At 50.8% G+C, this 13,112-nt stretch carries 11 protein-coding genes and 1 pseudogene; all 12 read left to right on the top strand.

Annotated elements, in window-relative coordinates:
- Position 1 precedes the first annotated feature (1 nt).
- The 12 genes and pseudogenes from wbpE to HMPREF1224_RS44090 all read left to right on the top strand — a co-directional run bounded on the left by wbpE (position 2) and on the right by HMPREF1224_RS44090 (position 12,966).
- Positions 2-1,081, top strand: a complete 1,080-nt coding sequence (gene wbpE, locus HMPREF1224_RS18095) for a UDP-2-acetamido-2-deoxy-3-oxo-D-glucuronate aminotransferase (protein WP_003113425.1) — start codon at positions 2-4, stop codon at positions 1,079-1,081.
- 3 nt (positions 1,082-1,084) lie between these two features.
- Positions 1,085-2,401, top strand: a complete 1,317-nt coding sequence (locus HMPREF1224_RS0112030) for an O-antigen polymerase (RefSeq protein ID WP_003124381.1) — start codon at positions 1,085-1,087, stop codon at positions 2,399-2,401.
- Positions 2,398-3,633, top strand: a complete 1,236-nt coding sequence (gene wzx / locus HMPREF1224_RS44095) for an O-antigen flipase Wzx (protein ID WP_003119725.1) — start codon at positions 2,398-2,400, stop codon at positions 3,631-3,633. The genes HMPREF1224_RS0112030 and wzx overlap by 4 nt, the downstream gene beginning before the upstream one ends.
- Positions 3,630-4,238 (top strand): imidazole glycerol phosphate synthase subunit HisH, encoded by a 609-nt coding sequence (hisH, locus tag HMPREF1224_RS0112020; protein WP_003113422.1) that lies wholly within the window; start codon positions 3,630-3,632, stop codon positions 4,236-4,238. The genes wzx and hisH overlap by 4 nt, the downstream gene beginning before the upstream one ends.
- The gene (locus HMPREF1224_RS18090) at positions 4,238-4,993 is read left to right on the top strand and encodes an AglZ/HisF2 family acetamidino modification protein (RefSeq protein WP_003113421.1); all 756 of its coding nucleotides are present in this window, start codon (positions 4,238-4,240) and stop codon (positions 4,991-4,993) included. Before hisH ends, HMPREF1224_RS18090 begins: the two co-directional genes overlap by 1 nt.
- A gap of 134 nt (positions 4,994-5,127) precedes the next feature.
- Positions 5,128-6,261 (top strand): N-acetyl sugar amidotransferase, encoded by a 1,134-nt coding sequence (locus HMPREF1224_RS18085; protein ID WP_003119728.1) that lies wholly within the window; start codon positions 5,128-5,130, stop codon positions 6,259-6,261.
- A gap of 14 nt (positions 6,262-6,275) precedes the next feature.
- Entirely contained in the window at positions 6,276-7,397 is a 1,122-nt protein-coding gene (locus tag HMPREF1224_RS18080) for a glycosyltransferase family 4 protein (RefSeq protein WP_003115615.1), read from the top strand.
- Positions 7,394-8,458: a non-hydrolyzing UDP-N-acetylglucosamine 2-epimerase gene (gene wecB, locus HMPREF1224_RS18075; protein ID WP_003113418.1), complete on the top strand. Its 1,065-nt coding sequence runs from the start codon at positions 7,394-7,396 to the stop codon at positions 8,456-8,458. The genes HMPREF1224_RS18080 and wecB overlap by 4 nt, the downstream gene beginning before the upstream one ends.
- Before the next feature lie 42 nt (positions 8,459-8,500).
- Positions 8,501-9,742, top strand: a complete 1,242-nt coding sequence (locus tag HMPREF1224_RS18070) for a glycosyltransferase family 4 protein (RefSeq protein ID WP_003119729.1) — start codon at positions 8,501-8,503, stop codon at positions 9,740-9,742.
- An 8-nt stretch (positions 9,743-9,750) separates the two neighbouring features.
- Positions 9,751-10,701, top strand: a complete 951-nt coding sequence (locus HMPREF1224_RS18065; RefSeq protein WP_003124383.1) for an NAD-dependent epimerase/dehydratase family protein — start codon at positions 9,751-9,753, stop codon at positions 10,699-10,701.
- A 60-nt stretch (positions 10,702-10,761) separates the two neighbouring features.
- The gene (locus HMPREF1224_RS18060; RefSeq protein WP_003113413.1) at positions 10,762-11,781 is read left to right on the top strand and encodes an MraY family glycosyltransferase; all 1,020 of its coding nucleotides are present in this window, start codon (positions 10,762-10,764) and stop codon (positions 11,779-11,781) included.
- Between the two features lie 77 nt (positions 11,782-11,858).
- Positions 11,859-12,966: pseudogene (locus HMPREF1224_RS44090) on the top strand (IS3 family transposase).
- Positions 12,967-13,112 lie beyond the last annotated feature (146 nt).

Below are 13,112 nucleotides of genomic sequence, written 5' to 3'. Positions count from 1 at the left end.
CATGATTGAATTCATCGACCTGAAGAACCAGCAAGCGCGTATCAAGGACAAGATCGATGCCGGTATCCAGCGCGTGCTGAGACACGGGCAGTACATTCTTGGCCCGGAAGTCACTGAGCTTGAGGATCGCCTCGCCGATTTCGTCGGCGCTAAGTACTGCATCAGTTGCGCCAACGGTACTGACGCTCTACAGATTGTGCAGATGGCCTTGGGTGTTGGCCCAGGTGACGAAGTAATCACCCCTGGTTTTACTTATGTTGCGACAGCGGAGACCGTCGCGCTTTTGGGAGCCAAGCCGGTTTACGTGGATATTGATCCACGCACCTACAATCTTGATCCGCAGTTGCTGGAGGCTGCGATCACACCGCGTACGAAGGCTATCATTCCTGTTTCGCTGTATGGCCAGTGTGCAGACTTCGATGCAATCAACGCCATTGCCTCCAAATATGGTATCCCTGTCATTGAGGATGCTGCACAGAGCTTCGGTGCTTCGTACAAGGGTAAGCGTTCTTGTAATCTGAGTACCGTTGCCTGCACCAGCTTCTTCCCGAGCAAACCGTTGGGTTGCTATGGGGATGGTGGAGCGATCTTCACTAACGACGATGAACTGGCTACTGCTATTCGTCAAATTGCCCGGCATGGTCAGGACCGCCGCTATCATCACATTCGTGTGGGGGTGAATAGTCGGTTGGACACATTGCAGGCTGCGATTCTTCTACCGAAGCTTGAAATTTTCGAGGAGGAGATTGCGTTGCGCCAGAAGGTAGCCGCGGAGTATGACCTATCACTGAAACAGGTCGGTATCGGCACGCCGTTTATTGAAGTGAATAACATCAGTGTTTATGCCCAGTATACGGTGCGTATGGATAATCGAGAGTCTGTTCAGGCTTCTTTGAAAGCTGCCGGGGTTCCAACTGCTGTGCATTACCCTATTCCGCTTAATAAGCAGCCTGCTGTTGCGGATGAGAAAGCGAAACTACCAGTGGGTGACAAGGCTGCTACTCAAGTAATGAGCCTACCCATGCATCCCTATCTGGATACGGCATCCATCAAAATCATCTGTGCTGCGTTGACGAATTGACGGATGTATATACTTGCTCGAGTCGACAGGTCTATTCTGCTGAACACAGTGTTACTGTTTGCTTTCTTTTCAGCGACAGTGTGGGTGAATAATAATTATATCTATCATCTCTATGATTATATGGGGTCTGCGAAAAAAACTGTCGACTTCGGCTTGTATCCGTACTTGATGGTCTTGGCGCTCATCTGTGCCCTGTTGTGTGGAGGGGCAATTCGCAGGCCAGGTGATCTGTTAGTTACATTATTAGTTGTAATACTTGTTCCTCATTCATTGGTTCTTAATGGAGCTAATCAATATTCTCCGGATGCGCAACCATGGGCTGGCGTGCCTCTGGCAATTGCTTTTGGTATTTTGATCATCGGCATTGTCAATAAGATAAGATTCCATCCGCTAGGTGCATTGCAGCGAGAAAACCAAGGAAGGCGAATGTTAGTGCTACTGTCAGTACTCAACATAGTAGTGCTTGTGTTTATTTTCTTTAAAAGCGCTGGTTATTTTTCCTTTGACTTTGCTGGGCAGTATGCTCGCCGTGCACTTGCTCGTGAGGTTTTTGCTGCGGGTTCTGCAAACGGCTACTTGTCGTCAATCGGTACCCAGGCATTCTTTCCTGTGTTGTTTGCCTGGGGGGTCTACAGACGACAATGGTTCTACTTGGTCCTGGGTATTGTCAATGCACTAGTGCTGTGGGGAGCGTTTGGACAGAAGTATCCTTTTGTCGTGTTGTTTCTAATTTATGGCCTGATGGTTTATTTTCGACGATTCGGTCAGGTCAGAGTGTCTTGGGTTGTCTGCGCACTATTGATGCTTTTGCTTTTAGGGGCGTTGGAACATGAGGTGTTTGGCTATTCATTCTTGAATGATTATTTTCTACGTCGTGCTTTTATTGTGCCTTCCACCCTGTTGGGGGCAGTTGATCAGTTTGTGTCTCAGTTCGGATCCAATTATTACAGGGATACCCTGTTGGGCGCGCTCTTGGGTCAGGGTAGGACTGAGCCGTTGAGCTTTCGTCTGGGGACGGAAATTTTCAATAATCCCGATATGAATGCGAATGTAAACTTCTTCGCGATAGCCTATATGCAGTTGGGTTATGTGGGGGTTATGGCTGAGTCGATGTTGGTGGGCGGTAGTGTCGTTCTCATGAATTTCTTATTTTCGAGGTATGGTGCATTCATGGCCATTCCGGTTGCTTTGTTATTTACTACAAAGATTCTTGAGCAGTCCCTGCTAACTGTAATGCTTGGCTCTGGTGTTTTCTTGATGCTGCTTTTCCTTGCGCTAATTTCTTTTCCACTCAAGATGTCTTTAGGAAAAACTCTATGAGTGCGGCTTTTATCAACCGTGTCGCACGAGTATTAGTAGGCACCTTGGGAGCACAGCTCATAACGATTGGTGTCACTCTGCTACTGGTTCGTCTGTATTCTCCTGCTGAAATGGGCGCTTTCAGTGTTTGGCTATCGTTCGCTACGATTTTTGCAGTTGTAGTTACTGGGCGCTATGAGTTGGCTATTTTTTCGACTCGAGAAGAGGGCGAACTCCAGGCAATCGTCAAGCTGATACTTCAGTTGACACTATTGATTTTCGTTGCCGTGGCGATTGCTGTTGTTATAGGTAGACATCTGATTGAGTCGATGCCAGTTGTGATCGGTGAATACTGGTTCGCATTGGCGGTGGCTTCGCTGGGGTTGGGGATAAATAAGCTAGTCTTGTCGTTACTTACATTTCAACAATCTTTTAATCGGTTGGGAGTTGCTCGTGTAAGCCTGGCTGCATGTATTGCCGTTGCACAAGTTTCAGCTGCATATTTACTGGAGGGCGTATCAGGGCTGATCTATGGCCAGCTGTTTGGTGTCGTCGTAGCCACGGCGCTTGCGGCCCTTTGGGTAGGAAAGTCGCTGATTTTAAATTGTATCGAGACACCGTGGCGTATGGTACGACAAGTAGCGGTACAGTACATCAATTTCCCGAAGTTTTCTCTGCCTGCGGATCTGGTCAACACGGTTGCCAGTCAGGTGCCTGTGATTTTATTGGCGGCAAAGTTTGGTGGAGACAGTGCAGGCTGGTTTGCCCTGACTCTGAAGATAATGGGAGCTCCCATTTCCTTGTTGGCTGCTTCGGTGCTCGATGTGTTCAAAGAACAAGCCGCTCGTGACTACCGAGAGTTTGGTAATTGCCGAGGTATCTTCCTCAAGACTTTCAGGTTGCTTGCCGTCCTCGCGCTACCTCCTTTTATTATATTTTGGTTCATTGGCGAGTGGGCCTTTGGGTTAGTCTTTGGCGAAGCGTGGGCTGAGTCGGGGCGTTATGCTGTATTGATGGTTCCGTTGTTTTATATGCGTTTCGTGGTGAGTCCGCTCAGCTATACAATCTATATTGCCCAGCGGCAGAGTATGGATTTGTTGTGGCAGCTAGCCTTGTTGCTCCTGACGTTTATCTGTTTTACCTTGCCTGACTCTGTCGACTCGGTGTTGTGGTTTTACTCCATAGCATATGCTGTTATGTATTTTGTCTATTTCTGGATGTCCTTCCAGTGTGCCAAGGGAGATGCCAAGTGATCGTTGTTATTGATTACGGTGTAGGTAACATTGCTTCAGTCTTGAACATGCTGAAGCGAGTTGGTGCCAAAGCCAAGGCATCCGATAGCCGAGAGGATATCGAGCAGGCGGAGAAACTGATTTTGCCTGGTGTCGGTGCTTTTGACGCCGGAATGCAAACACTACGCAAGAGTGGGCTGGTGGATGTACTGACAGAGCAGGTCATGATCAAACGAAAGCCGGTCATGGGGGTGTGTCTCGGGAGTCAGATGCTGGGGCTGCGATCTGAGGAGGGAGCGGAACCGGGGCTTGGATGGATCGATATGGATAGCGTCCGTTTCGAAAGGCGTGACGACCGAAAGGTTCCACATATGGGCTGGAATCAAGTGTCCCCGCAATTGGAGCATCCTATACTTAGCGGTATAAACGAGCAAAGCCGATTCTATTTTGTTCATAGTTATTATATGGTTCCGAAAGACCCAGACGATATCCTGTTGAGTTGTAATTATGGGCAAAAATTCACTGCGGCGGTGGCTCGGGATAATGTTTTCGGATTTCAGTTTCATCCTGAGAAGAGTCATAAATTCGGTATGCAGTTATTCAAAAACTTCGTGGAGCTTGTCTGATGGTCCGGAGGCGCGTTATCCCATGCTTGCTGCTCAAGGATCGCGGTCTAGTGAAAACCGTGAAGTTCAAGGAGCCCAAGTACGTTGGAGACCCGATCAACGCAATACGCATCTTCAATGAGAAAGAAGTCGACGAACTGATTTTGCTGGATATAGATGCTTCCAGGCTCAATCAAGAGCCTAACTATGAGTTGATCGCGGAAGTGGCTGGTGAGTGTTTTATGCCTATTTGCTATGGGGGCGGTATCAAGACATTGGAGCATGCGGAAAAAATCTTTTCCCTAGGTGTCGAAAAAGTTTCGATAAATACCGCCGCTCTTATGGATCTTTCGTTGATTCGAAGAATTGCCGATAAGTTTGGTTCGCAAAGCGTAGTTGGCTCTATCGACTGCCGCAAGGGTTTCTGGGGAGGACACTCCGTGTTCTCAGAGAATGGGACGCGCGACATGAAACGCTCCCCATTGGAGTGGGCGCAAGCGCTCGAAGAGGCTGGAGTGGGTGAGATTTTTCTAAATTCTATTGATCGAGATGGAGTGCAGAAAGGCTTCGACAACGCTCTAGTGGAAAATATCGCTTCTAACGTCCATGTGCCAGTGATCGCCTGTGGTGGAGCTGGCTCCATCGCTGACCTCATCGATCTTTTTGAGCGTACGTGTGTGTCGGCAGTAGCGGCGGGAAGCCTATTCGTTTTCCATGGCAAGCATCGTGCGGTACTGATTAGTTATCCGGATGTCAACAAGCTCGACGTCGGTTAGAGTGAGCTGAGTTATTTATGGCAAGGACGCTTGTTGGCAACGCTATATGCGCTTCAAGATTGTCGAACTAAATTTGAGTTTGTCAGTGGGGCGTTCCATTAGGCAGGCCGAGGTGAGTGCTTCGGGAGGTTGTTGTGATGAAGATCTGTTCGCGCTGTGTTATGGATACATCTGACGCTGAAATCGTATTTGATGAGGCGGGAGTCTGTAATCACTGCCATAAATTTGACAATGTTCAGTCCCGGCAGCTGTTTTCCGATGCTAGTGGTGAGCAGCGCCTTCAAAAGATAATTGGGCAGATCAAGAAGGACGGTTCAGGTAAGGATTATGACTGCATCATTGGCCTTAGTGGCGGCGTAGATAGTTCCTATCTTGCTGTAAAGGTCAAGGATCTTGGCTTGCGCCCACTGGTTGTGCATGTGGACGCCGGCTGGAATAGCGAACTTGCAGTCAGTAATATTGAAAAGATTGTAAAATATTGCGGTTTTGATTTACATACTCATGTAATAAACTGGGAGGAAATTCGTGATCTTCAGTTGGCTTATATGAAAGCTGCTGTCGCCAATCAGGATGTGCCTCAAGATCATGCCTTCTTCGCTAGTATGTATCACTTTGCTGTGAAGAATAATATTAAGTACATTCTGAGTGGTGGTAATTTGGCCACTGAGGCAGTATTCCCAGATACATGGCACGGCAGCGCTATGGATGCAATAAACCTAAAGGCTATTCACAAAAAATATGGTGAGCGTCCGCTAAGGGACTACAAGACTATTAGTTTTCTTGAGTACTATTTCTGGTATCCCTTTGTCAAAGGAATGAGAACGGTCCGTCCGTTGAATTTCATGGCCTATGATAAGGCCAAGGCTGAAACCTTCCTTCAAGAAACGATAGGCTATCGTTCTTACGCGCGAAAGCATGGAGAGTCGATTTTCACCAAGCTTTTCCAGAACTACTATCTACCGACCAAGTTTGGCTATGATAAACGCAAACTGCACTACTCCAGCATGATTTTGTCTGGGCAAATGACGCGTGACGAAGCTCAGGCTAAACTGGCTGAGCCGCTATATGATGCAGATGAACTGCAGTTTGATATCGAATATTTCTGCAAGAAGATGCGAATCACCCAGGCTCAATTTGAAGAGTTGATGAATGCACCTGTTCATGACTATTCGGAGTTTGCCAACTGGGATTCTCGACAGAGGATTGCGAAAAAAGTTCAAATGATTGTCCAGCGTGCGCTGGGTCGTCGCATCAATGTCTACTCGTGATGACCGGGGCCGTCATGACTAAAGTTGCTCATTTGACATCGGTTCACTCGCGTTATGATATTCGTATATTTCGAAAGCAGTGTAGAACACTCTCTCAATACGGATACGATGTGTATCTGGTTGTCGCAGATGGTAAGGGTGATGAAGTCAAGGATGGTGTAAGGATTGTTGATGTCGGAGTACTCTCAGGTCGCTTGAATCGTATTCTAAAAACCACCCGAAAAATTTATGAACAGGCTTTGGCGCTTGGGGCTGATGTCTATCATTTTCATGATCCCGAACTGATACCTGTTGGTCTTCGACTGAAAAAGCAAGGTAAGCAGGTTATCTTCGACTCCCATGAGGATGTGCCGAAGCAACTGCTGAGTAAACCTTACATGCGACCGTTTTTACGCCGTGTAGTGGCTGTGTTATTTTCCTGCTATGAGAAATATGCATGCCCTAAGCTGGATGCAGTCCTTACGGCAACGCCGCATATTCGTGAAAAATTTAAAAATATTAATGGGAATGTTCTAGATATTAATAACTTTCCCATGTTGGGTGAGTTGGATGCGATGGTTCCTTGGGCAAGCAAGAAAACTGAAGTCTGCTACGTCGGTGGTATCACTTCCATTCGTGGTGTTCGTGAAGTCGTTAAGAGTCTTGAGTGCTTGAAGTCCTCGGCGCGCTTGAATTTAGTGGGAAAGTTTTCAGAGCCAGAGATAGAAAAAGAAGTCAGAGCGCTCAAGGGATGGAACTCCGTTAACGAACATGGTCAGCTTGATCGAGAAGATGTTCGTCGTGTACTCGGTGACTCTGTTGCCGGGTTGGTGACATTTCTCCCAATGCCTAATCATGTTGATGCACAACCTAATAAGATGTTCGAGTATATGTCGTCGGGAATCCCTGTGATCGCTTCCAATTTTCCTCTCTGGCGGGAAATTGTTGAAGGTAGCAATTGTGGTATATGCGTAGATCCTCTAAGTCCTGCTGCCATTGCTGAAGCGATCGACTATCTGGTAAGTAATCCGTGTGAGGCGGCAGCGCTGGGACGTAATGGCCAGCGGGCAGTGAACGAACGTTATAACTGGGATTTGGAAGGGCGCAAACTAGCGCGGTTCTATTCCGATCTACTGAGTAAGCGAGATTCCATATGAAAATTCTGACCATCATTGGTGCGCGTCCGCAGTTTATTAAAGCGAGTGTGGTTTCAAAGGCTATCATTGAGCAGCAGACCCTTTCGGAAATCATCGTTCATACTGGTCAGCATTTTGATGCCAATATGTCTGAAATATTTTTCGAACAGCTGGGTATTCCAAAGCCGGATTACCAGTTGGATATCCATGGTGGTACTCACGGCCAAATGACCGGGCGTATGCTAATGGAGATCGAGGATGTAATTCTCAAGGAGAAACCTCATCGCGTATTGGTATACGGCGATACCAACTCTACCTTGGCTGGAGCGTTGGCTGCCTCCAAGCTGCATGTTCCTATCGCACACATCGAAGCCGGCCTGCGAAGTTTCAATATGCGGATGCCGGAGGAAATTAACCGTATTCTTACTGATCAGGTTAGTGATATTCTGTTTTGCCCTACTCGAGTTGCAATTGATAATCTCAAGAATGAAGGTTTCGAAAGAAAGGCTGCGAAGATAGTCAACGTGGGTGATGTGATGCAGGATAGCGCTCTATTCTTTGCGCAGCGTGCAACCTCGCCAATTGGACTTGCGTCACAAGATGGGTTTATTCTCGCGACCCTGCATCGTGCCGAGAACACCGACGATCCAGTTCGCCTGACTTCGATAGTCGAGGCTCTGAATGAAATCCAGATTAATGTTGCACCTGTGGTGCTACCCCTGCATCCACGTACCCGCGGTGTCATCGAGCGCCTAGGGCTCAAGCTGGAAGTGCAGGTTATCGATCCTGTCGGATATCTGGAAATGATCTGGCTGTTGCAACGCTCTGGCCTGGTGCTCACGGACAGCGGCGGTGTTCAGAAAGAAGCATTCTTCTTCGGCAAGCCCTGCGTGACCATGCGTGACCAGACCGAATGGGTGGAGCTAGTGACCTGTGGAGCCAACGTTCTTGTGGGAGCGGCCCGCGACATGATTGTCGAATCTGCACGGACTAGCCTGGGAAAGACCATTCAAGACGATGGTCAGCTTTACGGAGGCGGTCAAGCCTCTTCTCGGATTGCTGAATATCTTGCCAAGCTGTGATGCTTTGCGTGTCGAGTTTAAATAAAGGATTTATTTAGTTCCATGAACGTCTGGTATGTGCATCCCTATGCTGGCGGCCCCGGAGTTGGTCGTTATTGGCGGCCTTATTATTTCTCCAAGTTTTGGAATCAGGCTGGGCATCGGTCGGTCATAATCTCGGCAGGCTATCACCATCTGCTGGAACCGGATGAAAAGCGTTCGGGCGTCACCTGTGTAAATGGAGCCGAATACGCATATGTACCTACTTTGCGCTATTTGGGCAATGGCGTGGGCAGAATGCTATCGATGCTCATATTTACCATGATGTTGCTGCCATTCTGCCTGATCTTGGCCCTGAAGCGTGGAACGCCGGATGCGATTATCTACTCATCGCCTCACCCGTTTGGCGTCGTTAGCTGTTGGCTGGCTGCTCGCCTGCTAGGTGCGAAATTTGTATTTGAGGTGCGCGATATCTGGCCTTTGAGTCTGGTCGAACTGGGAGGCTTGAAAGCTGACAATCCCCTGGTGCGTGTTACCGGTTGGATCGAAAGATTCTCCTATGCGCGAGCTGATAAGATCATCAGTCTGCTGCCATGTGCGGAGCCGCACATGGCCGACAAAGGACTTGCCGCTGGAAAGTTCCTGTGGGTTCCGAATGGCGTTGACAGCAGCGATATCTCTCCTGATAGCGCTGTGAGTTCAAGTGATTTGGTCCGGCATGTACAAGTTCTCAAGGAGCAGGGTGTTTTCGTTGTGATCTATGCTGGAGCGCACGGCGAACCCAATGCTCTGGAGGGATTGGTTCGCTCTGCCGGACTGCTGCGCGAGCGTGGTGCAAGTATCAGAATCATTCTGGTGGGCAAGGGAGAGTGCAAAGAGCAACTCAAGGCGATTGCCGCACAGGATGCCAGCGGGCTAGTGGAGTTTTTCGATCAGCAGCCCAAAGAGACTATCATGGCTGTCCTGAAGCTGGCGTCGGCGGGCTACATCTCGCTCAAGTCAGAACCGATCTTCCGCTTTGGCGTGAGCCCCAACAAGCTATGGGATTACATGCTGGTTGGGTTGCCAGTCATTTTCGCCTGCAAGGCAGGGAACGACCCGGTTAGTGACTACGATTGCGGTGTATCTGCCGACCCAGATGCCCCTGAGGATATTACTGCAGCCATCTTCCGTCTGTTGCTGCTGAGCGAAGACGAGCGTCGCACAATGGGGCAAAGAGGGCGTGATGCGGTCCTGGAGCATTATACCTACGAGAGTCTGGCTCTTCAGGTGTTGAACGCCCTTGCTGATGGGCGCGCAGCATGAAAGCTGTCATGGTGACCGGTGCATCAGGATTCGTCGGATCGGCCTTGTGCTGTGAGCTTGCTCGGACAGGGTATGCGGTGATTGCGGTGGTACGGCGGGTTGTTGAAAGAATACCTTCTGTGACGTACATCGAAGCTGATCTGACCGATCCAGCCACGTTTGCCGGCGAGTTCCCGACGGTGGATTGCATTATTCATCTCGCTGGACGTGCCCATATACTCACTGACAAGGTTGCAGACCCGCTCGCCGCATTTCGTGAAGTCAACCGAGATGCGACTGTCCGGTTGGCTACCCGTGCGCTCGAGGCTGGGGTGAAGCGTTTCGTGTTTGTCAGTTCAATTGGCGTTAACGGTAACAGCACCCGGCAACAGGCTTTCAACGAAGATTCTCCAGCCGGCCCACATGCGCCCTATGCCATCTCCAAATACGAGGCTGAGCAGGAGCTGGGGACTTTGCTCCGGGGTAAAGGTATGGAGTTGGTGGTTGTCCGACCGCCTTTGATCTATGCCAATGATGCGCCAGGTAACTTCGGCCGTTTGCTCAAGCTCGTCGCTAGTGGTCTGCCGCTTCCGCTTGACGGTGTCCGTAATGCGCGCAGCCTGGTTTCTAGGAGAAACATCGTGGGTTTCCTGAGTCTTTGTGCCGAACACCCCGATGCTGCGGGCGAACTGTTTCTGGTGGCGGATGGCGAGGATGTTTCCATTGCGCAAATGATCGAGGCCCTGAGTCGGGGAATGGGCAGGCGTCCAGCTCTTTTCACGTTTCCAGCGGTGCTGCTGAAGCTTGTAATGTGCTTGCTGGGTAAGGCTTCCATGCATGAACAGCTCTGTGGCTCGTTACAGGTCGATGCTTCCAAGGCCCGCCGGCTGCTCGGCTGGGTTCCCGTCGAGACTATTGGTGCCGGTCTGCAAGCAGCAGGTCGAGAGTACATTCTTCGCCAGAGGGAGCGCCGAAAATGACGGACACATCCAAACCCCTGGTCGGCAATTACGCTGAACTTTAATAAGGTTCTCTTTCCAATGATGATCTGGATGATCGCGTGTCTAGTTGTCTTGCTGTTTTCATTTGTCGCTACCTGGGGGCTGCGTCGCTATGCATTAGCGACGAAACTGATGGATGTTCCGAATGCCCGTAGCTCCCACAGTCAACCGACGCCTAGGGGGGGAGGTGTTGCAATCGTTCTGGTCTTCCTTGCAGCGTTGGTGTGGATGCTGAGTGCAGGCAGTATCTCCGGCGGCTGGGGGGGGGCGATGCTGGGTGCAGGTTCTGGCGTGGCACTGTTAGGGTTCCTGGATGACCATGGGCACATTGCTGCGCGTTGGCGGCTGCTCGGCCATTTCTCAGCAGCGATATGGATCTTGCTGTGGACGGGTGGTTTCCCGCCGCTGGATGTGGTTGGGCATGCTGTCGACTTAGGATGGCTGGGCCACGTATTGGCAGTTTTCTATTTGGTATGGGTGCTGAACCTTTATAACTTCATGGATGGCATTGATGGTATTGCCAGTGTCGAGGCCATTGGTGTCTGTGTAGGAGGGGCCCTGATCTACTGGCTTACAGGGCATGTCGCGATGGTTGGTATCCCTCTGTTGCTGGCGTGCGCGGTCGCCGGCTTCCTGATCTGGAACTTCCCTCCAGCTCGAATCTTCATGGGTGATGCGGGGAGTGGTTTTCTTGGTATGGTTATTGGTGCACTAGCTATTCAGGCTGCATGGACCGCCCCCTCGCTGTTCTGGTGCTGGTTGATATTGCTGGGAGTGTTCATCGTTGATGCAACCTATACTCTGATCCGCCGGATCGCCAGAGGGGAGAAATTCTATGAGGCGCATCGCAGCCACGCTTATCAGTTTGCCTCGCGTCGTTATGCTAGCCATCTGCGGGTTACCTTGGGTGTTCTGGCTATCAACACTCTTTGGTTGTTGCCGTTGGCACTGATGGTTGCATTGGGTTGGATCAGCGGCTTCATCGGTATCCTGGTTGCTTATGCTCCTCTTTGCCTCTTGGCGGTAGGATACAAGGCGGGTTCCTTGGAAAAATCCTAAGCCGTGGATTGACCTGCTCCCCGATTTCAGTACCACGCCGAACTTAGTAGAGTCTGTTTTCCGAGCAGGAGACGGCAGTGAAAAAGCGTTTTACTGAAGAACAGATTCTAGACTTTCTGAAGCAGGCAGAAGCCGGTGTGCCGGTGAAGGAGCTGTGTCGCCGACACAGCTTCAGTGATGCCACGTTCTACACCTAGCGGGCCAAGTTCGTCGGCATGACCGTGCCGGATGCCAAGCGCCTGAAGGATCTCGAACTGGAAAACAGCCGGCTGAAGAAGTTGCTCGCCGAGTCCCTCCTCGACATCGGGGCGCTGAAAGTGGTCACCCGGGGAAAGGGGGAGCCCGGCAGCGGGGCGGGGGGGCAGGAGATGCAGGCGCAAACCGACATCTCCGAGCGTCGTGCCTGTCAGTTGTTCAGGCTGTCCCGCTCTGTGTTGTGCCACCAGCCGCGAACTAGTGTGCAAAACACCGAGCTGCAAGCCCAACTGGTGGAACTGGCAAGGGCTTCGGCACTTTGGCTATCACCGCCTGCACATTCTGCTGCGGCGTGCTGGTGTGCAGATCAACTACAAGCGGACTTACCGGCTATACTGAGCCGTCGGCTTGATGGTGAAGCGGCGGAGGCGCCGCCACAGGGGCGCGGTGGCGTGCGAATGCCTGAGCCTGCCGAGCGCACCGAACTAGGTCTTGTCGATGGATTTCGTCTTCGACGCGCTCAGCACTGGGCGACGGATCAAATGCCTGACGGTGGTCGATGACTTCACCAAGGAGTCGGTTGGCATCCTGGTGGAGCACGGTATCAGCGGTTTTCGTGTCACACGGGCGCTGGACGAGATGGCACGGTTGCGCGGCTACCCGAAGGCGATCCGCACCCCCGAGTTCACCGGCAAGGCGCTTGATCAGTGGGCCTATCGGCGTGATATTAAGTTGAAGCTGACTCAGTCCGGCAAGCCCACGCAGAACGCCTTCATCGTCATTCAACGGCAAGTTCCGCAATGAGCACTGCTGCTGCTCGCTGGTCGAAGCCAGAATCCGCATCGTGGCCTGGCGGCACGATTACAACGAGCACCGACCGTCCAGCGCCATTGGCAATCTCACCTCGCTAGAGTTTGCTGCAAGTTGGCGAACTCGCCAGCAGCAACTGAAGCAGGAAAATTGATGTCAACCCCAGGGCCTACTACCTAGGCAGCGTACTAAAACTGGGGGCAGGTCATCTACGATCCTTGTGATAGGTATCGACGGTGCTGTGGCGATCCGTGCATGTGGAGCTGATCTGGGATTTTCCCTGCGTGTGTTTTCAGGGGCCTGGCAGTGATTTTTTGAGCATTGCC

Source organism: Pseudomonas sp. P179 (genome assembly GCF_000478485.2).
In the GTDB taxonomy this organism is placed as follows: Bacteria; Pseudomonadota; Gammaproteobacteria; order Pseudomonadales; family Pseudomonadaceae; genus Pseudomonas; species Pseudomonas aeruginosa.
The sequence above is the reverse complement of the archived record's forward strand: the minus strand, read 5'-3'. Positions and strand labels throughout refer to the sequence as shown.